23 protein-coding genes are annotated in these 26265 nt (G+C 72.1%); 12 read left to right on the top strand and 11 right to left on the bottom strand.

Annotated features, from left to right (window positions below; translation table 11 throughout):
• The first annotated feature begins 319 nt into the window (after positions 1–319).
• The 7 genes from panD to ACIGQF_RS02110 all read left to right on the top strand — a co-directional run bounded on the left by panD (position 320) and on the right by ACIGQF_RS02110 (position 8302).
• Entirely contained in the window at positions 320–739 is a 420-nt protein-coding gene (gene panD, locus ACIGQF_RS02140; protein WP_399704255.1) for an aspartate 1-decarboxylase, read from the top strand.
• 119 nt (positions 740–858) lie between these two features.
• Entirely contained in the window at positions 859–2247 is a 1389-nt protein-coding gene (locus tag ACIGQF_RS02135; RefSeq protein WP_399704252.1) for a DUF6002 family protein, read from the top strand.
• Between the two features lie 52 nt (positions 2248–2299).
• Complete coding sequence (locus tag ACIGQF_RS02130) at positions 2300–3052, top strand: TauD/TfdA family dioxygenase (RefSeq protein ID WP_399704249.1); 753 nt, start codon at positions 2300–2302, stop codon at positions 3050–3052.
• Positions 3049–4182 carry a hypothetical protein gene (locus ACIGQF_RS02125; protein WP_399704246.1) on the top strand — a complete coding sequence of 378 codons (1134 nt, stop codon included), beginning with the start codon at positions 3049–3051 and terminating at the stop codon, positions 4180–4182. The genes ACIGQF_RS02130 and ACIGQF_RS02125 overlap by 4 nt, the downstream gene beginning before the upstream one ends.
• Positions 4183–4216: 34 nt before the next feature.
• Entirely contained in the window at positions 4217–5245 is a 1029-nt protein-coding gene (locus ACIGQF_RS02120; RefSeq protein ID WP_399704243.1) for an EamA family transporter, read from the top strand.
• Positions 5246–5487: 242 nt separating this feature from the next.
• Entirely contained in the window at positions 5488–7155 is a 1668-nt protein-coding gene (locus tag ACIGQF_RS02115; RefSeq protein WP_399704240.1) for a SpoIIE family protein phosphatase, read from the top strand.
• A 37-nt stretch (positions 7156–7192) separates the two neighbouring features.
• Positions 7193–8302, top strand: coding sequence for a B12-binding domain-containing protein (locus tag ACIGQF_RS02110; RefSeq protein WP_399704238.1), 1110 nt, complete (start codon positions 7193–7195; stop codon positions 8300–8302).
• A gap of 109 nt (positions 8303–8411) precedes the next feature.
• Here the strand turns inward: ACIGQF_RS02110 and ACIGQF_RS02105 are convergent, their stop codons facing one another.
• Together ACIGQF_RS02105 and ACIGQF_RS02100 are read right to left on the bottom strand one after the other, a co-directional pair.
• Positions 8412–9977 carry an FAD-dependent oxidoreductase gene (locus tag ACIGQF_RS02105; protein WP_399704236.1) on the bottom strand — a complete coding sequence of 522 codons (1566 nt, stop codon included), beginning with the start codon at positions 9975–9977 and terminating at the stop codon, positions 8412–8414.
• Between the two features lie 44 nt (positions 9978–10021).
• Complete coding sequence (locus ACIGQF_RS02100) at positions 10022–11212, bottom strand: lycopene cyclase family protein (protein ID WP_399704233.1); 1191 nt, start codon at positions 11210–11212, stop codon at positions 10022–10024.
• 354 nt (positions 11213–11566) lie between these two features.
• On the opposite strand from ACIGQF_RS02100, the gene crtI reads away from it, so the two are divergent.
• From crtI to ACIGQF_RS02085, 3 genes are read left to right on the top strand one after another with little or no spacing between them, the layout of a single operon-like run.
• Positions 11567–13108 (top strand): phytoene desaturase family protein, encoded by a 1542-nt coding sequence (gene crtI, locus ACIGQF_RS02095; RefSeq protein WP_399704231.1) that lies wholly within the window; start codon positions 11567–11569, stop codon positions 13106–13108.
• Positions 13105–14139, top strand: a complete 1035-nt coding sequence (locus ACIGQF_RS02090; RefSeq protein WP_399704228.1) for a phytoene/squalene synthase family protein — start codon at positions 13105–13107, stop codon at positions 14137–14139. Before crtI ends, ACIGQF_RS02090 begins: the two co-directional genes overlap by 4 nt.
• Complete coding sequence (locus ACIGQF_RS02085) at positions 14136–15251, top strand: DUF5914 domain-containing protein (protein WP_399704225.1); 1116 nt, start codon at positions 14136–14138, stop codon at positions 15249–15251. Before ACIGQF_RS02090 ends, ACIGQF_RS02085 begins: the two co-directional genes overlap by 4 nt.
• A gap of 91 nt (positions 15252–15342) precedes the next feature.
• Here the strand turns inward: ACIGQF_RS02085 and ACIGQF_RS02080 are convergent, their stop codons facing one another.
• The gene (locus tag ACIGQF_RS02080) at positions 15343–16326 is read right to left on the bottom strand and encodes a hypothetical protein (RefSeq protein ID WP_399704223.1); all 984 of its coding nucleotides are present in this window, start codon (positions 16324–16326) and stop codon (positions 15343–15345) included.
• A 113-nt stretch (positions 16327–16439) separates the two neighbouring features.
• Positions 16440–16817 (bottom strand): peptidase inhibitor family I36 protein, encoded by a 378-nt coding sequence (locus tag ACIGQF_RS02075; protein ID WP_399704221.1) that lies wholly within the window; start codon positions 16815–16817, stop codon positions 16440–16442.
• Between the two features lie 395 nt (positions 16818–17212).
• On the opposite strand from ACIGQF_RS02075, the gene ACIGQF_RS02070 reads away from it, so the two are divergent.
• Positions 17213–17833, top strand: coding sequence for an L-threonylcarbamoyladenylate synthase (locus ACIGQF_RS02070; protein WP_399704219.1), 621 nt, complete (start codon positions 17213–17215; stop codon positions 17831–17833).
• Positions 17834–17951: 118 nt separating this feature from the next.
• Here ACIGQF_RS02070 and ACIGQF_RS02065 read toward each other — a convergent pair whose 3' ends face one another.
• The 5 genes from ACIGQF_RS02065 to ACIGQF_RS02045 form a co-directional block, all read right to left on the bottom strand.
• Positions 17952–19064 carry an NAD(P)-binding domain-containing protein gene (locus tag ACIGQF_RS02065; protein ID WP_399704216.1) on the bottom strand — a complete coding sequence of 371 codons (1113 nt, stop codon included), beginning with the start codon at positions 19062–19064 and terminating at the stop codon, positions 17952–17954.
• A gap of 145 nt (positions 19065–19209) precedes the next feature.
• Positions 19210–20313 carry an ABC transporter substrate-binding protein gene (locus tag ACIGQF_RS02060; protein WP_399704213.1) on the bottom strand — a complete coding sequence of 368 codons (1104 nt, stop codon included), beginning with the start codon at positions 20311–20313 and terminating at the stop codon, positions 19210–19212.
• A 112-nt stretch (positions 20314–20425) separates the two neighbouring features.
• Positions 20426–21313, bottom strand: a complete 888-nt coding sequence (locus ACIGQF_RS02055) for an ABC transporter ATP-binding protein (protein ID WP_399704211.1) — start codon at positions 21311–21313, stop codon at positions 20426–20428.
• A complete protein-coding gene (locus ACIGQF_RS02050) occupies positions 21286–22221 on the bottom strand; it encodes an ABC transporter permease (protein ID WP_399704209.1) in 936 nt (311 codons plus the stop codon). The genes ACIGQF_RS02055 and ACIGQF_RS02050 overlap by 28 nt, the downstream gene beginning before the upstream one ends.
• 250 nt (positions 22222–22471) lie before the next feature.
• Positions 22472–22552, bottom strand: coding sequence for a putative leader peptide (locus ACIGQF_RS02045; protein ID WP_361564494.1), 81 nt, complete (start codon positions 22550–22552; stop codon positions 22472–22474).
• Positions 22553–22669: 117 nt separating this feature from the next.
• Here ACIGQF_RS02045 and ACIGQF_RS02040 point away from each other — a divergent pair, with 117 nt between their 5' ends.
• Entirely contained in the window at positions 22670–23092 is a 423-nt protein-coding gene (locus tag ACIGQF_RS02040) for a secondary thiamine-phosphate synthase enzyme YjbQ (RefSeq protein ID WP_399704207.1), read from the top strand.
• 521 nt (positions 23093–23613) lie between these two features.
• Here the strand turns inward: ACIGQF_RS02040 and aspA are convergent.
• Together aspA and ACIGQF_RS02030 are read right to left on the bottom strand one after the other, a co-directional pair.
• Positions 23614–25023 carry an aspartate ammonia-lyase gene (gene aspA, locus ACIGQF_RS02035; protein ID WP_399704204.1) on the bottom strand — a complete coding sequence of 470 codons (1410 nt, stop codon included), beginning with the start codon at positions 25021–25023 and terminating at the stop codon, positions 23614–23616.
• Positions 25024–25170: 147 nt separating this feature from the next.
• Entirely contained in the window at positions 25171–26235 is a 1065-nt protein-coding gene (locus ACIGQF_RS02030) for an asparaginase (protein WP_399704202.1), read from the bottom strand.
• Positions 26236–26265 lie beyond the last annotated feature (30 nt).

The raw sequence follows: 26265 nt of genomic DNA, 5'->3' as shown, positions 1-26265 counted from the left end.
GGGCACGCCCCGTACCCCGGCCGTCGTCGTGCGGAGGGCGCCTCCGTACGGGGCCGATCGCGACCCCCTCCGTGCGGCCACCGTAAAAGGAAAGCAAATATGCGATCTTCGCCGAGCGCGCGGACCGCGGAATTCCGACGTGGGGGAGCGCAGTAAAAGACAGGGGATCGGCCATGGTTTCCACGCCCAACTCCCTGTCAAACGTACGGATTCCATGGTCCTTCAGGGCTTGTGGCTCCGGTTCGCCGCCTGCCAGTCTCACCGATGCCGCGGCACTCCGAGCACGCCGTCCGACCGCACGTTCCAGCGAAGGGTCACCGTGTACTTCGAGACACTCAAAGCGAAGATCCACCGCGCCACCGTCACGCAGTCGCACCTGAACTACGTCGGCTCGATCACCATCGACCAGGACCTGATGGAAGCAGCCGGCATCCGCCGCCACGAAAAGGTCGACCTGGTCAACGTCACCAATGGGGCACGTCTTTCGACCTACGTCATCGAGGGGCCGCGGGGATCCGGTGTCATCGGCGTCAACGGGCCGTCGGCCCGCCAGGCCCAAGTGGGAGACCTGGTGCTGATCGTCTCCTACGCCACGGTCACCCCGCAGGAGGCCGACACCTTCGAGCCGAAGGTCGTTTTCGTGGACGCCAAGAACACGATCACGGGATTCGGCGGTGACCCCGCAGAGGTGCCGCCGGGCAGCGGCCTCGTCCGCGGCGACCAGGTCGCCGGCGCCTGACACCGGCCCCGCCGCGGCGCCCTCGACGGGCCGGCACCACCCCGGTGCCGGCCCGTCGAGGGTCCCGGCCCGCACGCGCGCACCTCTACCGCACTCCACCCACACCGAACGGGAATGCCTTGACGACCACGCTTTCCGTCCCCTCCCTGGTGGCCGACGCGCTCACCCACTACCGCTCCGCGCTCGCACCGGAGTTCGCGACACTGGAGAAGGCCCGGACCGGCGCCGGCGACGCGGAGTTCTCGCCCGCGTTCCGCCTCCCCGAACCCACGGCCGCACTGGAGCGGTTCTTCTCCGTCTCCGGCATCGCGGTGGCCGACCTCCCGGACTACCGCGGGCACCGGCTCCGCCTGCTCGACCTGATGCGCAACCCCGGCACGCGGACGACGAAGACACTCGCCTCGCTCACCATCGTGGCCCGCGCCGTACGCCACATCACGGACACCGGCGAGCGGATCATGATCGTCACGCCGTCCTCCGCCAACAAGGCGACCGCGCTGCGCGACGCCGTGCAACGCGCCATTGCTTGCGGCCTCGTGACGGCCGATCAGCTGCAGATCACCAGCGTGGTACCGGCCGCCTCGGTGGCCAAACTCTGGTCCTCAGCACTCAGCGAGGACCCCGAACTGCGCGCCCGCAACCCCCTCGTGGTCCACGACGGCGCGGAGCCGGCCGCGGTCAAGGACCTGGCCACCGCCTTCGTCACCACGCACGCGCACGAGCTGCGCCGCCGCTACGGAGTACGGCTCTGGTACACCCTCGGCCTCGACAACTACCGGGCCGCCGACCTGCTCCGCGCGTTCGCCGAACGCGACCTGCTGCCCCGGACAGCGAGCCGCACCCATGTGCACTCCGTCTCCAGCGCGTTCGGGCTGCTGGGCCACGACCTCGGGCACGCCGCCGTGGCCCGCGCGGGCGGCGCGCCCCTGCCGTCCGCGCGCTACTTCCTCGTACAGCATCTGGGCACCCCGGACATGGTGCTCAGCCTCCGGCACGGGAGCCACAGCCGCGACAACCTGCCCACCTATCGCCGTGACCCGGGCGACGGACTGTACCGGCAGGACAGCGACCCGCACTTCCCTGCCAGCACCTTCGACCCCGACGAGCAACTGGACGCCACCTTCTACACCCGCCGCCCGGCGACGTCCGCCCGCATGGACCCGCTCATCGCCGCCCACGGGGGCGGTGGCGTCGTGGTGTCGCTGCACGAGTGCCTGAGCCGCTACGCGCAGATCCGCCGGATGCTGGCGGACACCGGAGCGGCGCTGCCCGCCGACCCGCGCAGGCTGCGCGAATGGTCGCTCGTGATGGCCCTCACCGGAACCCTCAACGCCGCCGACCGCGGACTGCTGCCCGACAGCGACGACGTCCTCGTGCACGGGTCGGGCAGCTACACCTGCGACGACTACCGCCCCGTACCGGCCCACCGGCGCGTCACCGCCGACGACGCCGGAGACCTCGCCCGGCACGTCACCGCGGCGGTCCGCGCCGCCGCACGCCCCGCCTGAGCCGCCGACAGCGCCGGACCACTCGACGACACGCAGAAGAGAAGGAGCAGTCATGCCCAGGCACCCGGAAAGCCTGCTGTCCCTCACCGACTTCAACGGCGGTCCCCTCGCGGCCGACCTGGCCCGCAAGACCTTCGACGACCTGCTGGAACGCCACGGATACGTGCTCATGAGCAACGTGCCGGAGACCTTCGACCCGGTGGCGTTCTGCAAGGGCCTCGGCGGCTTCGTCCCCCAGTACACCGGCGTCCTCGTCGGGGACGTCCGGCCGGAGCCCGGGATGGAGGAGTTCTACCACGCGGGCAACACCAAGCCCCTCTACCCGCACTCCGAGGGGTACGACTTCGAGGGCCTGCCCCCGCGGTACCTCGCGCTGTGGTGCCAGACGCCCAACACCGGTGCCGGCGGCGAGACGACACTCGCCGACGCCCACGCCTGGATCGCCTCGCTCGACGAGGGCGACCGCGCCTTCCTGCGGGAACGCGTCTGGTCCTGGGAGACCACCGACGCGATGCGGCACCTGGGACTCGACCTGCACCCGCGGCACCCCGTGATCGAGGACCATCCCGACGGCACCATCGTGCGCTACTCGTTCAACAACCTGGTGCGCGAGGACGATCCGCGCATCGGGCCGCTCCTGGACTCGGCCAGGGAGTTCTTCACCCGGGAGCACACCGCCATCCAGTACGAGCGCCGCGACATGCTCGTCTTCGACAACTGGCGCATGCTGCACGCCCGCACGGCATTCACCGACACCGGCCGCCATCTGCGCCGGATCCAGATCGCCCACCTGGAGGCGGCATGACGGCAGGGACAGGCGGCATCGCCGTGGTGGGCAGCGGGTCGCTGGCCCGGGCGATCTGCTGCTCGCTCGCGGTGGCCGCCGACCCGGCCCCCGACCGGGTGACCGTCCTGGCCCGCTCCGGCGAGGCAGCACAGGAGATCGCCGCCGTGGCCGCCGCACGTGCCGCCGTCTCCGGCCGCCCCACCCGGTTCGTCGCCACGACCGTCGACGCGGCCGACCCGGACGCACTGGTACGGGCGCTGAACAGCGTCCGGCCGCGGGTCGTGGCGCACTGCGCCTCCGTCCAGTCGCCGTGGGAGAACCTGCACGCACCGTCGGCCTGGACCGACCTGCTCGCCCGGGGCGGCTTCGGGGTGGGCCTGCCGCTGCACGCGCTGCTCGCCCGCCGCGTCGCCGAGGCGGTACGGCGCAGCGCGGCACCGGCCCTGCTGGTGAACGCCTGCTACCCCGACGCCGTGAACCCCCTGCTGCACGCGGAGGGGCTGCCGGTGCTGTGCGGAGTCGGGAACGCGGCGACCCTCGCGGCGGGACTGCGGGCGGCCCTGCGCCCGGAGCCCGGGCGGCGGCTGCGCGTCCTGGCGCACCACGCGCATCTGCACACCCCGGGCGACCCCGGGGACGAGCTGCGGGCCTGGCTCGACGACGGGCCGGTGGCGGGCGTCACCGGCCACCTGCGACGCCATCGCGCCTGCTCCCGCACCGAGCTGAACGCGGTGACGGGGCACAGCGCCGCCGTCGTGCTGGCCCGGCTGGCCGCCGGGGACGCCGTCCAGGCCGACCTGCCGGGGCCGCTCGGCCTGCCCGGCGGCTATCCGGTACGCGTCGAGGGCGGCGAGGTCACCCTCGACCTGCCCGCGGGGCTCACCCGTAAAGACGCCGTGGACTGGCAGATGCGGATGGCCGCGCACGACGGGGCCGTGGTGACGCCGGACGGCGAGACCCGGTTCGGCGACGCCTGCCGGGCGGCCCTGGCACCTCATCTGCCCGGCGAGCCCGAGCGGTACGGAGCGGGGGACACGGCCGCGCTGGCCGGGCGCCTGCTGGAGCTGCGTGCCCGGCTCCGTACCGCGCCCGCCGCACCGGCGGTGCCCCACACAGCGGACCTCGCCGCCCGGCTCGTACGGAGCTGACCGGCCGGGCCGCACGCACGACCGGCTCACGACCATGTCCCGCCGGCACCCGCCGCCCCCTGCGGCGCGCACCCGCGTCGCCTACCGAGGAGGAACCATCGCCCCGCCCGCCGCACTGCGCCGCCCGGCCACCGAACTGATCGGTCTCGGACTGAGAAAAGTGCCGGCCCCGATGCTCGTGCTGGGCGGGGTGCTGGGCCTCCAGGGCGGCGCCGCGCTTACCACCGGTCTGTACCCCGTGGTGGGGCCGGCGGGCGTGGTGGCGCTCCGCCTGGTGATCGCGGCGATCGTGCTGGTCGCGGTCTGGCGGCCGGGGTGCCGCTGGGACCGCACGACGTGGTCGCTGGCCCTGGGCGCCGGCACTCTGATCGCGGTGCACCACCTCAGTTACTACGAGGCGGTGGAGCGGGTGCCGCTGGGCGCGGCCACGACCATGGAGTTCATCGGGCCGTTCGCCATCGCGCTCGTCTCCTCCCGGCGGCCGGCCGACCTCCTGTGGGCCGCGCTGGCCGCCGCGGGCGTCGTCCTCCTCAGTGGCTCCGGCGTGCCGCTGGACGCCGCCGGGCTTCTCTTCGGCCTCCTCGCCGGCTGCTGCTGGGGCGGCTACATCCTCGTCGGCAAGCGCCTCGCCGCACACATACCGGACGGCCGCGGGCTGGCGCTCGCCGTGTGCTGGGGTGCGCTGCTCAGCCTGCCGTACGGCATCGTCCAGGCCGGCCCGCGCCTCCTGGACCCGTCGGTCCTGGCCGTCGCCGCCGCGGTCGCCGTGCTCTCCAGCGTGCTGCCCTACACCTTCCAGATGGAGGCGCTGCGCCGCCTTCCGCCCGGTGTCTTCGGCGTCCTCACCAGCCTCGAACCCGCTGTCGGAGCCCTCATCGGGCTCGTCTTCCTCGCCCAGCACCTGGCTCTCCCGCAGTGGGCCGGTGTGGCGGCGGTGGCACTGGCCTCCATCGGTGCGGGGCGGGCGTCCAGCGGTTCCGACAGGGGCTCCGGTGACGACGGCAGGGTCTCCGGCGGTGACGGCCGGGTCTTTGAAGAGAACGGCGAGCGGCACCGTACCTGACCTACCGTCACCTGCGGCCGGTCAGAAACGGAATCCGGCGCGGGCAGACGAGGACAGAAAGTCGCCACTCCTGAGCGTGTCTTCAATCAGCTTCGATGCGGCATCGGTGTTATCCGGAGGACCGGTTGCCGTGGCGAGACGGGTGCGGGAAGGTCCTCAGGACGGTGTCCAGTCGGAAGCCGGGAGGTGGGGGCCGCAGCCGCGCGCCCCGCTCGTGGGCTCGTGTCCGCTCGTGGAGACTCGTGGAGACTTTCAAGGGGGCCGCCGGTCGGCGCGGTGCCGGAATCGGTACCGCGTGGGGCGCCGCGCCCTATCCCGTAGTGGCGGCGGACACCGCCGGCGCCGTGCTGGAGCTGAACCGCGCCGCCGTGCTCCTCTTTCCGCGCGCCGCCTCCGGGACATGGCTGTGCGACGTCGTACCGGCCTGGCTGGCCGACGCGCACCGCCACCTCACCGATCTCCTCCTCTCCCACGGACGCGAAGCCCTGCTGTCCCCGCGCCGCGAAGGCATGCGGCCGGTGCAGGGAGACGCCGGCGGGCGGAGCTTCGAGGCGTACGCGACCTTCGGCGAGGAGGGGGAGGTCGTGTGGTGGCTGGTCGACGACACCGACCGCAGGCGGGCCGAGGAGGACCTGCGGACCGAGCGGCAGCGCGCGCTGCTGCTGTCGGAGGTCTCCAACGCCCTGCTGGCCTGCATGAACGTCGAACGTTGCATGACGGTGACCGCCCAACTGGCCGCGCGTCACCTAGCGGACGCCGCAGTGGTGATCCCCTCGACGACCGGCCACCGGCTGTCCGTCATCACCAGCAACGCCAAGGGCGCCGTGGTGCGCCGGGCCGTCGACGCGGACCCCGGTCAGGTGCCCGGGCTGAGCGAGGCGCTGCAGGGCCTGCCGCCGGTGTCCGGCTGCTGGATCGACCCCGGTTCGATCCCTGACTGGCTGGTGCCCGGCGCTCTGGTCGGCCCCGTCGGCTCGGTGGTGGTCACACCGCTGCCGGGACACGGCGTGCCCACCGGCGCGCTGATCCTGCTGCGCCGCGAGGAGCGCGCCGGCTTCAGCGAGAGCGAGGAGTCCTTCGCCCGGCTGTTCGCGGCCCGTGCCGGGGCCGCGTGGTCCGTCGTCCGGCTCTACGCCGAGCAGGCGAGCATCACCGCCACCCTGATGCGGGAGTTGCTGCCGCCCACCCTGCGCCAGGTGCACGGCGTACAGTTCGCCGGTGGCTACCGCCCTTCGGGCCAAGGGGCCCGGGTGGGCGGCGATTTCTACGACGTCCACCCCGGTAGTGACGACCGGCAGGAGACTTTTGTCGTCCTGGGCGATGTGTGCGGCAAGGGCCTGGAGGCCGCCGTCCTCACCGGCAAGATCCGCAACACGCTGCAGGCGCTGCTGCCCATGGCCGACGACCACCTCCGCGTCCTGAACCTCCTCAACGGCGCGCTCGTCACCTCCCACCACACCCGCTTCGCCACCCTCGTCCTGGCCTCGGCGCTGCGCGTCGCGGACCGGGTGCGGCTGCGGCTGACCTGCGCCGGGCATCCGGCACCGATGATCGTGCGCGCCGACGGCACGGTCGAGGAGGCCGACACGCACGGAACCCTCGTCGGGGTGCTGCCGGCGATCGAAGCGCGGACGGCCGAGGTCGAACTCGGCCCCGGCGAGACGTGCTTGATGTACACCGACGGCATCACGGAGGCCAAGGGCGGGCCGCTGGGGGGTGCCATGTTCGGCGAGGGGCGGCTGCGGAACGCCCTGGCGGAGTGCCTGGGCATGCCCGCCGAAGCCGTCGTCGAACGGATTCAGATGCTCGCCACGCAGTGGATCGGTCAGGGGCGCCACGACGACATGGCCGTCGTCGCCATCACCGCGTCCCGCACCGCGCACGCCGCCGCGGCGAACGCACACCTATGAGGCAGGTAAACGAACACCTATAAGGCAGGTGCACGACATGAATACTCCCTCCTCAACTCCAGGCGCCGCTCCCGAGCTGGACGCCGTACGCACTCGGCTGTGGGATGCCGTCTCGGAGGGCGACGAATACACGGCCGCGCGGGTCGCCTTCAAGGCCCTCGACGACGGTCTGGCCGCCGAGGCGGTCCTGCTCGACACGATCGCGCACGTCCAACAGCGGATCGGCGCCGAGTGGGCCGCCAACCGGATCACCGTCGCGCAGGAACACGCCGCCACGGCCATCAACGACCACGTGATGGCCGCGCTCGCCCTCCGTATCGCCGACCGCCGGGGCCTCGGCGGCCGGACCGCGGGCCGGCGGCTGACCATCGCCTGTGTGTCGGGCGAGTGGCACGCCCTGCCCGCCCGACTGCTCGCCGAAGTCCTCAAACTGCGCGGCTGGCAGGTGGACTTCCTCGGCGCCCATGTCCCCACCCCGCACCTCATCGCACACCTCTACCGCACCGGGGCCGACGCCGTCGCGCTCTCCGCCTCCCTCGCCGACCGGCTCCCCACCGTCCACACCACCATCAACGCCTGCCGGTCGGCGGGGGTTCCCGTGCTGGCCGGCGGCGCCGCACTCGGCCACGACGGCCGGTACGCGCACCGGCTCGGCGCGGTCTGGGCCGACGACGCGCGCGGCGCCGCCGACCGGCTGGAGGAGGGGCTCACGCGGCCGGACCCCGCGGCCGTACGGCAGCCGGTCGACGACCTGGCCCACCTGGAAGACCAGGAGTACACGCTCATCACGAAGGTCACGGTCCAACTGGTGCAGCACACGCTGGGCGCATTGGAGGACCATGTGCCCGCCATGAAGACCTACACCGAACGGCAGCGGCAGTACACGGCAGAGGACATCGCGCACATCGTGAACTTCCTCGCCACCACCCTCTACGTGGACGACGACACCCTCTTCACCGACTTCATCCGCTGGACCGCGGACATCCTCGCGGCCCGTGACGTGCCGCCGGACTGCCTGTTCCCCGCACTGAACATCATCGGCGGCCAGCTGAAGGACTTCCCCCGGGCGACCGGCGTGCTCAACCGGGCCCACGATGCGCTGGCCGCCCACATCGACAGCATGCCGCCGTCCCCCGAAGGGGCATGACCGTACGGAAGGAGGGCGGTGACAGCCATGAGCGTGCGCATGAAGGGAGACCAAGACCGTAGGCATGAAGGGAGCGCCATGGCCGCAATCGCCGCTCCCTGACAGCTCGTCAGTCGCCCCGCTGCCACCTCGCCAGGGCTCGCAGCGGGGCTGAGCGTCCCTGGTCCGGGACGGTCCACAGCGTCTGCCCCCGTACGCCCCAGCGCTCCAGAAGGGCGTTGGCGGCGAGGAAACCGGACGTCGCCGCGCGTTCCATGAGGGCCACCGGCAGATCCGTACGGACGAGGTCCCCCGCGACCATCAGGGCGGGGTGCGGCGTGCGCACCGCAGGCCGGTCGGCGTACCCGCCCACCGGGAACAGCGGGCAGTCCGCACGCCACTCGTGCCGCGCGTCGACCACACGGGCCGCGCGCGTCTCCGGGTACACCGCGTGCAGCTGGGCGATCAGCCGCTGCTGTTCCCGCTCGTGGTCGGCCCCTTCGGGCAGTGCGTAGGCGTGCAGTTCCACCACGGAGCCGCCGGTGCGCGCGGCCCAGCGGGCCGCCTCGCCCTCCCACCGTTCCAGCACGCTGACGTTGTCCAGGGAGCCGTACCCACTCGTCCCGAGGAAGCCGGGCCGGTCCGCCGCGACAGGCCGGTCCAGCCACAGCCGCGACACCAGGAACGGCGGCGCCGTACGCAGCCGGGCCACCTGCCCGCGCCACCCGGCGTCCCCCAGGCCGGGGGAGCGGTGGACCAGGGACCGCAGCCCTCCGGTGTCCAGCGCGAGCACCACCGCGTCATGGTGCCGGGCGCCTGCCGGACCGGTCACGGTGAACCCGCCCTCCGGCGCCGGTTCCACGGAGCCCACGGCGCTGTCCGTACACAACTCGGCACCATGGCTTCGTAGATAGCGCGCGAGCGGCTCCCACAGGGCCGTCGGGAACGGCTCTCCGGGCACATCGAAGAGCAGCCCCTCGCTGGACCCGAGGAAGTAGATGTGGAACATGAGGACCATCTCCGCGGCCGACAGCTCACGGGGATCGGCGAAGAAGCTGCGCGAGAACACCTCGAAGGCCAGATGGTGCGCGGCCTCGGGGAAGCGGATGGCATCGAGGAAGTCCCGCGCGCTGGTCCCGTCCAGCCGTTCGTAGATGTCGGGCACCCGGACGTCCAGCAGCGGCAGGGCCGCCATCGGATTCATGCGCAGCAGGTCCCGGGCGCGGAAGGTCGGGCTGAGCGCCACGAAGCCCAGCGCGCTCCAGGGCGGCGTCCGCGGCACCCGGCGGAAGCCGTCCCGCAGTCCGCTGCTGTGCCGGAGCGGGTAGTCGGGCAGCGCGGTGAGCGCGCTCAGCCCGGGGTCGGCGCGGCGCAGCAGCCCCCGCAGGTTGTAGTACTGCCGGAAGAACGCGTGGAAGCCCCGGCTCATCGTCGCCCCGCTGCCGTCGGCGAGTTCCGTCGGCCGGCCGGCGAGACGGCCGCCGAGCGCCGGCTCCCGCTCGTGCAGGGTCACCCGTACGCCGCGCTCGGCGAGGGCGGTGGCGGCGGCCAGCCCGGCGATGCCCCCGCCGATCACCGCCGTGGAGGGCGGTTCGCCCTCGACGCGGGGGCGGCCCGGGGAGGGCTGCAGGACGCGCGCACGCCGGTCGCGGCCACGGCGGGCAGTGACGGGCGGCTCGTCGCGCGGCAAGAACATGGAGCCTCCTGGGTCACCCGAAGGTGCGTGGCGGTGGGGGCATGTCACGGCCCCGCGAAGGGCCGGCGGGGCAGCAGCGGCAGCTCGGCCACTGTACGGAGCATCGGCAGGACAGGAGTGCGCAGCCCGATCGCCAGGTCCTCGTGCAGGCGCGTACGGCCGTCCAGGAAGCGCAGCAGCCGCTCCGCGGGGACGTGCCGGAACAGCCGCGCGAAGAAGTCGGCCCCGTCCACCCTGCCGGTGTCCAGGGCGCGCAGCAGTACGGAGTCCATCGCCCGGGACCGTACCGGGTGCGGCGGGGGCGGCACGGGAGGGCGCCCCGCGCGGTAGGCGGCGTCGATGGCCCGAGTCTGCCGCTGGACGGCGGCGAAGGTGTACCCCGTGGCGGGCCGGGTGGCGCCGCCGGCCGCGCCGATCCGGAAGACGGCCGGCCCGGTCTGCCGCGTGAACGGGGCGTCCGTCATGGGGATCACGCCGGTCTCCGTGCCGGTGACGGACAGGCTGCCCAGCCGGAGCACGTCCCCGGTGTAGTGGCGCAGCGCCGCCTCGTACGCCTCGGTGCTCAGCGGTGCCGAGGAGAACTCGGTGTACTCCACCAGGGCGGTGTGCGGCCCCGTGGGCAGCACGTACCCGAACGACAGGCCGTGCGAGGGCTGCGGCGTACGGAAGTCCATCAGCCGTACGACCCCGGGGTCGAAGGCGTGCCGCTCGGTGCGGACGAACCAGCCGCGGAAGTGCTGGAGCAGCGTGGTGCGGGCGGGCGGCAGACTCGTCAGGGGGCGAGAGTCGAACACCCACCGGGCGGTCACGGTCACCGGGCTTCCCCCGGCCGTCGTACCGTGCACCTCGGCGCCTTCGGGCACGTCCCGAACCGCCTCGACCGCCGCCTCGATACGGCGCACTTCGGGGCGCTCCGCCAGTTCGCGCTCCACCAGCGCTTCGAAGTCGTCGGACCGGATCATCTTGTAGCGCAGCGGCGCGATGGACCCGGAGGTGGTGCCGCCCCGGTGATCGTGCACGGCCAGCCGCTGCCAGGACGCGGTGACCGCCGCCTCGTACGCGCCGTCGCCGGGCTCCCAGAAGCACCAGGTCCGCCGTGGCGCCCGCAGCGGGCCCGGCGGCGCGTCGATGAGCGCCACCCTCGGCCGCCGGCCGGCTCCGGACGCCGAGAGCCGGTGGGCCAAGGAGAGACCGGCGGCCCCTGCCCCCACAACGGCGACATCGGCGTCGAACACAGCACTTCCTCCTCCGGTACGGCGGCGCGGGCCGGATGGCCGTGCGCCGGTGCGAGCCCCACTGTTCGGGCGCCCGACACGCGACTGCCCGAAGGATCCCGTGCCACACGGCCGGACGGGGGCGCGGCACGCGGAGGCACGCCATTCCGCTCTCCTGCAGGGCGCGACTCCCGCCGTACCCGGGCGAGACGATCGACGCCCCACGAATGCTGTCCGAATCGCACCTGAGTGCGGTTCACGCCGAAGTGCGCCCCGCCCTCGTGTCGACATCCGATCTCGGGGCACCGGCAGTGAAGATGAAACGGCTCGTCGCGCACAGCGTCCGCCATCTCGCCCGGCCGACGGAGGAACACGATGACCAGAACTCTGCCGGGTCCCACCGACCACGTCGTGGTGGTCGGGGCCGGCCTCGCCGGACTCGCCGCCGCCCTGCACCTGCTCGGCGCCGGGCGCCGGGTCACGGTCCTCGAACGGGGCGCGCTGCCCGGCGGCCGGGCCGGCCGGATCGAGCGGGGCGGCTACCGCATCGACACCGGCCCCACCGTGCTGACCATGCCCGACCTCGCCGACGAGGCCTTCGCCGCGGTCGGCGACAGCCTCCGCGACCGCGTCGACCTCGTCCCCCTGCACCCGGCCTACCGGGCGCACTTCGCCGACGGCAGCCGCCTCGACGTGCACACCGGCGCCGAGGCCATGGAGGCCGAGATCGAACGCTTCGCAGGCCCCGGCGAGGCGGCCGGCTACCGGGGCCTGCGCCGCTGGCTGGAGCAGGTCTACCGGGCACAGATGCGGCGCTTCATCGACGCCAACTTCGACTCACCGCTCCAACTGCTCAACCCGGACCTGGCCCGGCTCGCCGCGCTGGGCGGCTTCGGCCGGCTCGACGCCCGGATCGGCCGCCACCTGCGCGACGAGCGGCTGCGCCGGGTGTTCACCTTCCAGGCCCTGTACGCGGGCGTCCCGCCGGCCCGCGCCCTGGCCGCCTACGCCGTCATCGCGTACATGGACACCGTCGCCGGGGTGTACTTCCCGCGCGGCGGCATGCACGCCCTGCCACAGGCCATGGCGGACGCCGCCGCCGAGGCGGGCGCCGACCTCCGCTACGAACACGACGTCACCCGGCTGGAACGCTCCGGCGACCGCATCACCGCCGTCCACACCGCCCAGGGCCGCATCCCGTGCGACGCAGTCGTCCTCACTCCCGATCTGCCCGTCGCCTACCGGCTGCTGGGCCGCCGCCCGCGCCGCCCCGTAAGGCTGCGCCACTCGCCCTCGGCGGTCGTCCTGCATGCGGGCACCGACCGCACCTGGCCGGACCTCGCGCACCACACGCTGTCCTTCGGGCGCGCCTGGCGGCGCACCTTCGAGGAACTCACCGCGACCGGCCGCCCGATGACCGACCCGTCCCTGCTCATCACCCGCCCCACCGCCACCGACCCCTCGCTGGCCCCACCGGGACGCCATCTGCACTACATCCTGGCGCCCTGCCCCAACACCGACATCGGGCCGAGCGCGGCACAGTGGAGCGACCTCGCGCCGCGCTACAGGGCGCGGCTCCTCGGCGAACTGGAACGCCGCGGACTCGACGGTCTCGCCGCCGCGGTCGAAGAGGAATGCCTGGTAACCCCCGCCGACTGGCACGCACAAGGGCACGCCGCCGGCACACCCTTCTCCGCCGCCCACACCTTCGCGCAGACCGGCCCGTTCCGCCCGCGCAACCTGGTCGGCGGCACCGAGAACGCCGTTCTCGCGGGCTGCGGCACCACGCCGGGAGTCGGCGTACCGACCGTCCTGCTCTCCGGCAAACTGGCAGCCGCCCGGGTGACCGGCCCGCCGCCCCGTTCCCGCACCCGCCCCCGGGCCCCGCGTCCGGCCACGGAAGGCACCCGGCGATGACCGACCGCGAACTGGATGCCGCCGGCATCACCGACCCGGCCCTGCGCGACGCGTACACCCGCTGCCGGCACCTGAACGCCCGGCACGGCAGGACGTACTTCCTCGCCACACGCCTGCTGCCGTCGGCCCGCCGCCCCGCCGTGCACGCCCTGTACGGCTTCGCCCGCTGGGCCGACGACATCGTGGACCACCTCGACGACGGCGCCACCCCCACGGAGCGGCGCGCGGCCCTGCAGCGCCTCCAACGGGCCCTGGAGACCGGGCTGCGCGACGGGCACAGCACCGAGCCCGTGGTGCACGCGCTCGCCGACACCGCCGCACGGTACGGGATCGACCCCCGCCACTTCACCGACTTCATGGCGTCCATGCGTGACGACCTCGTGGTCACCGACTACGCCACCTACGAAGAGCTGCGCGGCTACATGCACGGTTCGGCCGCGGTGATCGGCCTGCAGATGCTGCCCGTACTCGGCACGGTCGTGCCGCGCGACCTGGCGGCCCCGCACGCCGCAGCACTGGGCGTGGCCTTCCAGCTCACCAACTTCCTCCGGGACGTGGGGGAGGACCTGGACCGCGGCCGGATCTACCTGCCCGCCGACCTGCTCGCCGCACACGGCGTCGACCGTCCGCTGCTCCGCTGGAGCCGGGACACCGGACAGCGCGACCGCCGCATCACCGAGGCACTGCGGGCCGCCGAACACCTCACCCGAGGCGTGTACCGGGAGGCCGCCCCGGGGCTGGCGATGCTGGACCCCGTGGCGCGCCCCTGCATCCGCACCGCCTTCGTGCTCTACGGCGCGATCCTGGACACCATCGCCGCCGAGGGCCACGCCGTACTCCACCGACGCGCTGTCGTACCCAGGCGCCGCCGCGCGGCCGTCGCTCTGGACGGCCTCGCCAGGGTGACGGCCGCACGACTTCGGGCGGGCGGCGCTCCGTCCCAGAAGGGCGCCGCGCCCGCGGCACTTCTGTGCCCGGCGAGCACGGGGAAGGCGCTCCTGCGCCCGGCCGGAACGGGGGAGACCGGATGACCGCCGACGACCGTCCCGCACGCGGGCGCTTCCCGCTCAGCCTGCGCCGTTCCCCCGTGCCGTGGGAGCGCCAGCGGCCGACCTGGCGCGACGCCAAGCCCGCGGTGATCGCCGCGGCACTCCGGCGCGCGCTGGCCCGTCCCTCGGGCAACTGGTTCGTGGTCGGCGCAACCAGGGACGTCGGACCCGCCCGCCCTCTGGCGCGCATCGTCGCGGGACACGAAGTGGTCGTCTGGCGCGGCCCCGAAGGACGCCTGATCGCCGGCCCGGGTGCCTGCCCCCATCTCGGTGCGCCGCTGCGCGACAGCCCCGTGCGCTGCGGCCGGCTCGTCTGCCACTGGCACGGCCTCGCCCTGGACGGCAACCCGTTCGCCGGCTGGTCACCGCTTCCCGTGCACGACGACGGCGTACTGGTCTGGGTACGCCTGGACGACGTCGGCGGGGAGAAACCGCTCGACGAACCGGTGATTCCGCAACGTCCGCCGCTCGCCCGGTCGGTGGCGGCCGTCTACACCGGCGTCGGCACCTGTGAGCCGGAGGACGTCGTGGCCAACCGCCTCGACCCGTGGCACGGCGCCTGGTTCCACCCGTACTCCTTCGTGGACCTCACGGTCGTGACGGCCCCGGAGAGCGGCCCGGCGGACGAGATCGCGTCGGGGGAGGAGAAGGCGCCGAGGGAGGACGTCGCGTCGGCAGACGGGAACGGGGACGGGGACGCAGGCGCGAGTGCGGACAGGGACGGGTACGAGGACGGCTTCGCGGTCGACGTCTCGTTCCGGCTCGCCGGCCGCCTCGTGGTGCCCGTCCGGGCGGTGTTCACCGCACCGGAGCCCCGCACGGTGGTCATGCACATCACCGACGGCGAGGGCGAGGGCTCCGTGGTCGAGACGCACGCCACGCCGCTCGCCCCCGACGGCCGCGGCCGGCCGCGCACCGCGGTGATCGAAGCGGTCGTGGCCGCTTCCGAACGCCCCGGCTTCGCCGCTGCCCGCAAGGCGGCCCCCGTACTGCGTCCCCTCATGCGGGCCGTCGCCGGACGCCTGTGGCGCGACGACCTGGCCTACGCCGAACGCCGCTGGCACCTCCGCAATACCGACCGCTTTCCGGGCTGAGCGGCGGCGGGCGCCAACCAACCGGTACCCCGACAGACGAGGGCCCGCCTTCGGGTTCGATCTGCTCCGACCTATCTCGACCTACTTCGGCCTACCTCGACAAAACCTCCTCGACGGCCTTCAGGTGGCGTTCCTTGCCTTCTTCCAGCATCCGGAAGTATTTCGCGTGCTTCTTGACCGCCGCCTTCTCCAGTGCGCTCTCCGCCGTGTACCAGATGTCGACCAGGCCGCTTTCTTCCTTGCAGTGGACATCGCGAACGGCCGTCGCCCGCTCTTCCGCCCCGCCGATCTGAGCCGTCGCGTCCTGCCACCACTTCTTGGTGTTCATGGCGTCGTACGGGGTGGCGTAGTCCTTGCCGTCCGCTTTCATGCAGCGGGACCACTCGTTCATCGCCTTCTTCACCTCCGGCTCCCGCTGGGAGTCCTTGAGGTACTTCGGGCTCAGTTCGTTGAAGAGCGTGTAGTCGCCGCCCGCATCGTCGAGTTGTGCGGCGGCCTTGGCGTTGCAGGTGCCCTGATTCTGATTGTCTCCGTTCCCCTGCCCGCTCTCCTGCCCGCTCCCCTGTCCGTTTTCCTGCCCGAGGGCCGCTTTCTGCTGTGCGGCCGACAGCGTGCGGAGCCTTCTCTCGTCCGCCCTTTTCGTTCCGTCGGGGTCACGCAGCGCAATGGGGGCGTGATATCCGTAAGCCCGCGCCACCTTGCTCTCCACCACTCCGTAGCGCCGCCGGTTCGTCAGATCCGCGACGCGGGTCGGCCGTTCGATGACCTCCCAGTCCAGGCCCTTCCGCTTCATGCATTGCCGGATGAGGACGTCCGTCGCGTTCTGCGAAGCGTTGTACTGGCTCTGGGTCAGCTCATACCGGTCGAACGGGAGAGCCAGGGACTTCACCTGCTCGGTGGGGCTCGGCGGCGCCGGGACGGCAGGTGGGGCCTCCCGGGCGGACGGGGCCTCTTGGGTGGTGGTTCCGCAGCCCGCCAGCAGGGCCAGCGAGACGACCGCGGTCGCCCGGCGCTTTCTCATCGTTCTCCTCGGGCCGCGAAAGCGTGTGGATGCCGGATTGTCACCGGCACCCACACGCTGGTCACTCAGTCATTCAGGCGCGTCGCCATTCAGACATGTCGCCATTCAGGCGCGTCTCCATTTGGGCGTCCCGACGGTCGGTCACTCCTTCGGTAAGCCCTTCCGGCTCAGCGGAAGTCGACGGAGCTGGCCTTGTTGTCGAAGCTGTTGTTCGAGAAGTCGCCGTCGACGGAGTTCTTCTTCGCGAAGTAGTTGTCCCCGGCGTAGCCGCTCGTCTGGTACAGCACGACGTCGTGGCTGGTGCGGTTCTTCATCGAGCTGGCGCCGTCGTTGCAGGCCCCGGACGCATTGGTCCAGTAGTTGTTGGCAAGGCTGCTGTCGTCACCGGTGAAGTTGCACCAGCCGCCGCCGTAGTTGTCGTGCTGGTAGATGGTGAAGTAAGTGGCCTGGACGCCGGTGTCCGCGGCGCTCGCGGCCGGGGCGGCGAGAGCGGCCGCACCGAGCAGTGCGGCGGAGCCAAGGGCGGTCAGGAGCATGCGCTTCATGTCGTTCCCCTCCGTAATTCCCGAGCTGGAAGTCACCGCATGTGACTCCCGTTTGCTCGAGGGCGCCTTATTCGAACGAGCGGCGCCATGCCGTGTCAACGGCTTTCGGCAGGGCGAGCGCGACCGCCGGGGAATACGGAATGGTCCAGACCGATCCGGCCGACCGGGCCGTCGGAGTTGCCGGACGTGATCACTCGCCGAGAGGTGGTGCGATGGGTCAGTCATGGATCGACGCAAGTGGAATTCCGGCACCGGCGCCAGAATTTTCATACGGATTTAGATGCTCCGGTTACGCTACTCCGGACATGTCCGACTCGCGGTACGGATCTCCTCCGATGATCGCGCCCGGCGCGCACTCTGATGCGTCTCTCGATCACATCGCCTAGGGTCGGTGGATGGCGAAGTACTTCGACGTGCACCCCGACAACCCGCAACCGCGCACCATCACCACCGTGGCCGACAGCATCCGGTCCGGTGCGCTCGTCGCCTACCCGACGGACTCCTGTTTCGCCCTCGGCTGCCGGCTGGGCAGCCGTGACGGCATCGACCGGATCCGGTCGGTCCGGCACCTCGACGACCGCCACCACTTCACCCTCGTCTGCCAGAACTTCGCGCAGCTCGGACAGTTCGTCCACATCGACAACGACGTGTTCCGCGCGATCAGGGCCGCGACGCCCGGCAGCTACACCTTCATCCTCCCGGCGACGAAGGAGGTGCCGCGGCAGCTGCTCCACGCGAAGAAGAAGACGGTGGGCGTCCGCATCCCGGACCACACCGTCGTGCAGGCCCTGCTCGCCGAGCTGGGTGAGCCCCTGCTCTCCAGCACCCTCCTCCTGCCCGGCGAGGAGGAGCCGCTGACGCAGGGCTGGGAGATCAAGGAGCGGCTGGACCACGTGGTGGACGCGGTGGTCGACTCCGGCGACTGCGGCACCGAGCCGACCACGGTCATCGACTTCTCCGGCGACGAGCCCGAGATCGTACGCAGAGGAGCGGGCGACCCGTCGCGGTTCGAGTGATCCCGCGCGGTTCGAGCGATTTCTCGCTGTTCGGGCGCACCCGCGCGGTTCGAATGACCTCTCGCTGTTCGGGCGGTCCCTCGCGGTCCGAGCGGTCCGCGAGGGGGCGCGTGGTCGCTCAGGCGGCGGCCGGGACGCCGGCTTCCAGCAGCCGGCGTATCTCGCGTGCCGCCGCCCGGCCCGCCCGGTTGGCGCCGATGGTGCTGGCCGAGGGCCCGTAACCAACGAGGTGAATACGGGGGTCGTCCGCGACGCGGGTACCGGCCATCCGGATGCCGCCGCTCGGCCCCCGCAGGTGGAGCGGGGCGAGATGGTCGATGACGGGCCGGAAGCCGGTGGCGAGGAGGATGGCGTCGGCGTCGAAGGCGGTGACGCCGTCCTCCCGCGCGTCCTCGGGCCAGTGAATCCCGGTCTCGGTGATCCGGTCGAACATCGGGCGGCGTACGAGTACGCCCCGCTCCCGCGCCCGGCGCAGCTCCTCGGTCATCGGCAGGCCCGTTACCGAGACCACGCTGCGCGGCGGCAGGCCCTGGCGGACGCGGTCCTCGACCAGGGCCACCGCGGCGCGCCCGCGGCCCTCGTCGAACGGCCCTTCCCGGAAGGCGGGCGGCCGCCGGGTCACCCAGGCCGTGTCCGCAGCGACCTCGGCGATCTCCATCAGATGCTGTACGGCGGAGGTGCCGCCGCCGACCACGACGACCCGCTGCCCGGCGAACTCCTGCGGGCCCCGGTAGCCGGCGGTGTGCAGCAGCCGGCCGCGGAAGCGCGCCTGCCCGGGGAGGTGGGGCCAGAACGGGCGGTCCCAGGTGCCGGTCGCGTTCACCAGCGCCCGGGTCGCGTACACCCCCTCAGAGGACTCGACGAGCAGCCGGCCGCCGGGCTCCGGCCCCGGACGCACCGCGGTGACGTGCACGGGGCGGTGCACACGCAGCCCGTAGGTGTCCTCGTAGGCGGTGAAGTACTCGCCGATGACCTCGGAGGAGGGGCGGGCAGGATCGGCGCCGGTCAGCTCCATGCCGGGGAGCGCATGCATGCCGTGGACCCGGCCGTAGGTCAGCGTCGGCCAGCGGAACTGCCACGCGCCGCCCGGCCGCGGCGCGTGATCGAGGGCGACAAAGTCCTGGTCGGGGACGTAGCCGAGCCGCCGCAGGTGGAACGCGGCGGCGAGCCCGGCCTGACCTGCACCGATGACGACAACCTCGACGTCACGGGCCCCGCTGATGTAGTCCATTTTTCTACTAACCAGCGTGGGGGCCGTTGTCTTCCCGGGCGGGGGAGGGCGATGCTCGTCCTGGCGGGGCGATGCCCGCACCGGCTGGGGCGGGGCCCGTGTCGGAGCGGAGCGGACCCCGTGTCGGAATGGGTCGGGCCCCGTCTCAGTCCCCCTTCCCCTCGCGCGACTCCTTCACCTCCTTCCCCTCCTGCGACTCGTACGACCGCGGAGCCGTGCTCGACGGCGGCAGGTCGCCGTTGAAGCGGGTGTCGACGTACTCCTTGAAGTCGTACGAGCGGGGAATCAGCTTGACGTCCGCGAACGTATCGACGATGCGCTGCTCGGAGGCGACGGCGGCCTTGTCGACAGCGACCGGTACGGCCGTGCCGCGGGTGCGCCGGACCGCGTCCAGCGCCACCCTCTCCGGCAGCCCCGTCTCCTCCGCCCATACCTCGGCCCACCGTTGCGGGTGCTTGAACACCCAGGCCTGGGCGCGCCGCAACCGCTCGTTGTAGTCCTGGAGCGCCTTGGCCTTCTTCTTGTCCTCCAGCGCGGCGGGCGCGGCGACCTGGAAGGCCAGACCGTTGACGACGCCCTTCCCGGTGGTCAGCACCCGGGCGTCGGCCTGGTCCAGCGCCTGCGAGGTGTACGGGTCCCACACCGCCCAGGCATCCACCCGGCCCCGCGTGAACGCGGCCAGCGCATCGGCCGGCTGCAGATAGCTGAGCTTGACGTCCTTGGTCGTCAGCCCGGCCTTCTTGAGCGAGGCGACGAGCTGGTAGTTGGCCGAGCTGCCCTGGGCGACGGCGATGGTCTTCCCCTTGAGCTGGGCCGGCCGCTTCAGCGGCGAGTCCTTCTTCACGAGGATGCTCTCGCCCGCCGAGGAACTGTGCGTGGCGGCGATGACCTTGAGCTTCTGCTGTGCGGCCGCGGCGAAGACCGGCGGTGTGTTGCCGACCCCGCCGATGTCCACGGCACCCGCGTTGAGCGCCTCCAGCAGCGGCGGGCCGGAGGTGAAGGTCGACCACTCGATGCGGTACAGCAGGCCGTCCAGCTCACCGGCGGCACGCAGCACCGCCTCCGAACCGCCCTTCTGGTCACCGACGCGCAGCGTCAGCGAACCCTTGCCGTCGGAGCCACTTCCCTTGCCGCCCGCGGAGCCGCCGTCCGTCCGGGACGCGCCACCGCAGGCCGTCAGCAGCAGCGCGAGCGGGAGCAGCAGGGCGGCGGCAGGGGCCAGTGCGGGGACCGGTCGGCGGGATCTCATCACAGCGTTTCCGTTCGTCGTTCTGTTCGCCATCGGGCGATCGGGCGATCAGGTGGGCAGATGGGTAAATGGGCAGGTGTCGAGGCGATGGGGTGGTCAGGCGTCGGGATGGTCAGCCGTCAACGGGATCTGAATGTTGTTCGGTACTCTCGCCGCTGTCACGACTGTCGGGCGGCCCCTCATGGGTGGCCTCGGTGTCGTCCACGCCGAGCCGCTCCAGCAGCCGGCCGCGCAGCTCCGCGAACCGCGGATCGGTGATGTCCCGGGGACGCGGCAGACCGATGGCCGTCTCGTACGCGAGCACACCCTGGTCCATGACGACCGCGCGGTCCGCGAGCAGCAGCGCCTCCTCCACGTCATGGGTGACCAGCAGTACCGCGCACCCGCGCCGCTGCCACAACTCGGCCACCAGCCGCTGTGCCTTGATGCGGGTCAGCGCGTCGAGCGCGCCGAACGGCTCGTCCAGCAGGAGCAGATCGGGCTCGCGCACCAGCGCCCGGGCCAGCGAAGCACGCTGGGCCTCGCCGCCGGAGAGCGTCTTGGGCCACGCGTCCGTTCGGTGAGCGAGTCCCACCTCACCCAACGCCTGCTCGGCAACGGCGCGTTCGGGGTTGCCGGGCAGTCCGAGCAGGACGTTGCGCCACACCTTCTTCCACGGCATCAGCCGCGGCGCCTGGAAGGCGACGGCCGAGCGGCGCGGTACCGACACCTCGCCCTCGATCTCCCGGTCGAGCCCGGCCAGGACCCGCAGCAGGGTCGACTTGCCGCAGCCACTGCGACCGAGCAGGGCAACGAACTCGCCCGGCCGCACGGTCAGGTCAAGCCCATCAATGACCGCACGCCCATCGAACGACCGAGTGAGCCCGGCCACCCGCACAGCGGCGGAACCCCCTTCGACATCGACATCGACATCAACAGCAACATCGACATTGGGAGCGGCATCGGGAGCGAGCGCTCCCGCGGTCTTCGGGCTCACTGCCCCGTGAACGTCGGTCGCCATTGCAGCAGCAGCCTTTCGAGGGTACGGACGAGGAAATCGGCGAGCAGGCCGAGCAGCGCGTAGACGATCAGGCAGACCACGATCACATCGGTACGGAAGAACTCCCGCGCCTGGTTCATCAGGAAGCCGATGCCGTCGTCGGCATTGACCGACTCCCCGAAGACCAGCGCGAGCCAGGCGGTGGCCAGCGAGTACCGCAGTCCGGTCATCGCGCCCGGCAGCGCTCCCGGCAGTACGACGTGCCGGACCAGCCCCCAGCGCCCCAGCCCCAGCGAGGACCCCGCCTCGACCAGCTGGGCGTCCACGCCGCGGATCCCTGCGTACACGTTCAGGTACAGATGGAAGGCCACGCCCAGCGCGATCAGCGCGATCTTCGGCGCCTCGCCGATGCCCAGCCAGATGATGAAGAGCGGGATGACGCCGACCCACGGGATGGACCGCAGCATCTGCACGGTCGCGTCCACCAGGTCCTCACCCAGCCGCGACAGCCCGGACGCGAGTGCCAGCGCGACGCCGACGATCCCGCCGAGCACCAGCCCGACCAGTACGCGCTGAACCGACACCAGCATGGCCGAGGGGAGCGTGCCGTCGGAGACGAGGCCTCCGGCGGTACGGGCGATGGTGCCGGGCGAGGCGAGGATGTCGGGGTGCAGCACGCCCGTCCCGCTCAGCACCTGCCACAGCACGAGCAGCCCCACCGGCCCCACGGTGCGCCGCAGCCACCGCGGCACGGAGCGCCGCCGCGCCGAGACCGGGACGAGCGTAACGAGCTCAGGCGGGGCCCCGGAGACACCGCCGGCCACCGAGGCCGACTCGGCGCAAGCATCCGCCGACGAAGAAACCAACACAGGAGATGCACCGGGCGGCGAAGAAGATTGACCGGCCACAGCGGCCTGATCGAGCGACATGAAGGGCTCCACGAGCGAGAGGCAAGAAAGGGGGAGCGGCGACAGGGCAAGGCACCAGCCCGGCGCAACACAACGCACCGCACCGCAACAACGCCGCCCCCGCACTCAGCTACGTACGCATGCGCATCCAGATGCACAGCAGAGGAAGGAAACGGGTGCGACGAGCGCTATGGACGCGACGGCCGCGACAAGGGCGTGGGGGAGGGAACCGCGACAGTGAGTAGCGGCCAGACCCGAACCTGAAGGTGCGTCAGCAGCCGCGACAGGCGGCGGAAGCCACCCGCAGCAGGTCGATGTGACCGCGCGTGGTGAGCAAGGCTGACGTAGACATGTCGCAGAACGTAGCCGCGCGGACGAAGGCCGGTCAATCGCCGTCTCGGCCCGTGGACCTTTGTTGCGGCAGTGTGTCAGACCCGTGCTTTCCACGGGATCGCCGATCATGGGAAGTATGAGTAACGCATTCACGACCCACGTACTGAACATCAGCACCGGCTCCGGCGAGACCGTGTACGACCTCACCCGCGACTGCTCGGCGTTCCTCGCCGAGGCGGCGGCCGGCCGTGACGGCCTGCTCAACGTCTTCGTCCCACACGCCACGGCCGGCATCGCCATCATCGAAACGGGCGCGGGCAGCGACGACGACCTGCTCGCCGCCCTCCAGGACCTGCTCCCCGCCGACGACCGCTGGCGCCACCGCCACGGCAGCCCCGGCCACGGCCGCGACCACGTCCTCCCCGCCTTCGTACCGCCTCACGCCACCCTCCCCGTAACCAACGGCACCCTCGCCCTGGGCACGTGGCAGTCGGTCTGCCTGGTGGACACGAATGGGGATAATCCGCAGCGCCAGGTTCGGTTGAGCTTTCTGGGCTGAGGCGTGTGAGGGAACTGTGGCAGCGAGTTTCGGTCGACCCACCGCCGTCTGACCCGGGGCGATCGGTGCCGCCGACAGTCCGCAGTTCGCCCCCGGCTTGCGGGGCATCAAGGTCCGCGCTGCCCGGGGGAGCACGAAGAACAGCGGACGGCAGCGCCGTTCGGCCGTCAGGCGTACCTTGCTGGTCAACTCGCCCCGCGAACGCCTTGGGGCGGCGGCCTTCGGCCGGGCGCGCCGCCGACGGCGGACCCGGCGCCGCTAGGCACGGTCTGGCCCGCGTAGATGGCGCGATGGCCAGGAAGAGATGCCCGGTGGGCCGGCTGCGCACCCGGCCCGACGCCGTCGGCGCGTCGGTGCCGCGACGTACCGGCTCAAGCCCCCTGGACGAGGGGCACGGCGGTCGGCGGCTCACATGGGACACCGAGTGGCGCCGACCGCTGCGGGGCGGTGGCCGGCCAGAGGCACTGACAGGGAGCAGGACCGGGCGACGTCCGCACTGCCGGGCGTCGCCCGGTCCTGCATCAGGCCAGAGGCGCGCCGCTGCCCGCGACGACCTCGGGGCGCAGCAGGGCGGCGAGCTGCTCAGCCGGGAGCAATCCCCTCTCCAGGACGAGTTCGGCCACGCCGCGGCCGCTGGCCAGTGCCTCCTTGGCGATGTCGGTGGCGGCCGTGTACCCGATGTGCGGGTTGAGGGCGGTCACCAGGCCGATGGAGTTCTCGACGGTCGCGCGCAGCTGCTCCGTGTTGGCGGTGATGCCCGCCACGCAGCGTTCGGCGAGAGTGAGGCAGGCGGCGCGCAAGTGCGTGATGGACTCCGAGAGGGAGTGCAGGATGATCGGTTCAAAGGCGTTGAGCTGGAGCTGTCCGGCTTCGGCGGCCATGGTGATGGTGACGTCATTGCCGATCACCTCGAAGGCGACCTGGTTGACGACCTCGGGGACCACCGGGTTGACCTTGCCGGGCATGATGCTGGAACCGGCCTGGACCGGAGGCAGGTTGATCTCCGCGAGGCCTGCACGCGGGCCGGAGGAGAGCAGGCGAAGGTCGTTGCAGCTCTTGGAGAGCTTGACGGCGATGCGCTTGAGCACGCCGGACATCTGCACGAACGCACCGCAGTCCTGAGTCGCTTCGACCAGGTTGGCGGCGGTGACGAGAGGCAGGCCGGTGATGTCGGCGAGGTGGCGGCGGGCCGACTCCGCGTACCCGGCGTGGGCGTTGAGGCCCGTGCCGATCGCGGTGGCGCCGAGGTTGATCTCGTGGATCAGCTCGACGGCCTCGGCGAGCCGGCTGCGGTCCTCGTCGAGCATCACGGCGTACGCCGAGAACTCCTGCCCGAGGGTCATGGGGACCGCGTCCTGGAGCTGAGTACGGCCCATCTTCAGTACGTCGCGGAACTCGACGGCCTTGGCGGCGAAGGCGTCCTGGAGGACGGCCATCGCCTTGAGCAGACCACGCACCGCGAACACCGTCGCGATCTTGACGGCGGTCGGGTAGACGTCGTTGGTGGACTGGCCGAGGTTGACGTCCTCGTTGGGGTGCAGGTGCTGGTACTGCCCCTTGGCGAACCCCATCAGTTCCAGCGCACGGTTGGCGACGACTTCGTTGGCGTTCATGTTGGTCGAGGTGCCGGCGCCGCCCTGGATGACGTCGACGACGAACTGGTCGTGCAGCTTGCCGTCGCGGATCTCGCGGCAGGCGGCGACGATCACGGCCGCCTTCCGGGGATCCAGCAGGCCGAGTTCCTCGTTGGCGAGGGCGGCGGCCTCCTTGACGGTGGCCAGGGCGTCGATCAGGTGCGGGTAGGCGGAGATCGGGGTGCCGGTGATGGGGAAGTTCTCCGCGGCGCGCAGGGTGTGGACGCCCCAGTACGCGTCGGCGGGTATCTCCCGGTCTCCGAGCAGGTCGTGTTCGCTGCGGGTGGCGGCGGTCATGGGTGTGCGGTTCCTCTTCTTCGAGGTGGGTGAGTTCGGCTCGTGGGGTGGGGAGCCCGGCTCGTGGGGTGGGTGAGTCGGGCTCGCGGAGCTGTGCTGAGTCGGGCTCGTGAGGTGGGCTGAGCCAGGTGCTTGACCCGCGTCGGGTCAGGGTGACGCGGGGGTGGCGACGGCCTGGGGGAGCAGCTCGGGGACCGGTCGTACGCCGCCGACGGGCCGGCCGCCGCCGAGCATCGGCTCCCCGGCGAACGCGGTGAGGAGTTCCGGGTCGACGCCCACCCGTGCCAGGGCAGCCGCGGCGACGGGGGTGCGCGCCCGGTTCGCCCCGTCGGCGATCTTCACGGCGATGGCGCTGCCGTCCGGCAGCGCGGCGACCTGGACGCCCTCGAAACCGTCCTTGGCCAGCAGTCCGGGAACCGCGCGCATCAGAGCGGCGACGTCCCGTCCGGTGCCGGAGGCCATCTCGGGGTACTCGCGCACGGCGTCCGCCACGCGCGCCTCGGGGGTGCTGGGCGCGGCGGTGGTGATGCGGGCGGCGGCGCGGGCGAGGCCGTGCAGGGAGACGGCGAACAGCGGGGCGCCGCAGCCGTCGACGGTGACTTGCGCTATGCGCTGCTCCGTGAGGTCCTCGACGGTCTCGGCGATCACCGTCTGCAGCGGATGGTCGGGAGCGAGGTAGCTCTCCAGCGGCCAGCCGTTGAGCAGGCAGGTGTAGAGCATCGCGGCGTGCTTGCCGGAGCAGTTCTGGGCGAGCCGGGAGGCCGGGCGCTGCTCGCGGACCCAGCTGTCGCGGACGGCCGGGTCGTACGGCAGGTCCGGGACGTTGCGCAGGTCGTCCTCGGTGGCGCCGGCGAGATCGAGGATCCGCCGGGCTCCGGCGAGGTGGCGGTCCTCGCCGGAGTGGCTGGCCGCGGCGAGGGAGAGCAGTTCGCCGTCGAGCGGGAGTCCGGCCCGCACCATGGCGATGGCCTGAACGGGCTTGAGGGCCGAGCGTGGGTAGAAAGCGGTCTCGATGTCGCCGAGGTGGAAGCGGACCTCGCCGTCGGGGCCGAGTACGGCGACGGAACCGTAGTGGAGGCCCTCGATCACGCCGCCACGGAGGACGTGGGCGACGGGAGCGTGGTGGGGTTCGCAGATAGCGGGTGCCTCCGCGAGGGAACGGGAGTCCGCGAGGGAACGGTTCTGCAGGGTGTGCATCAGTGTCTCGATCATGGGTGGTCGATCATGGGTGTCGAATTGGGG

It is taken from the genome of Streptomyces sp. NPDC053560, assembly GCF_044544605.1.
Lineage (GTDB): Bacteria > Actinomycetota > Actinomycetes > Streptomycetales > Streptomycetaceae > Streptomyces.
This window is presented reverse-complemented; position numbering and strand designations above follow the sequence as displayed.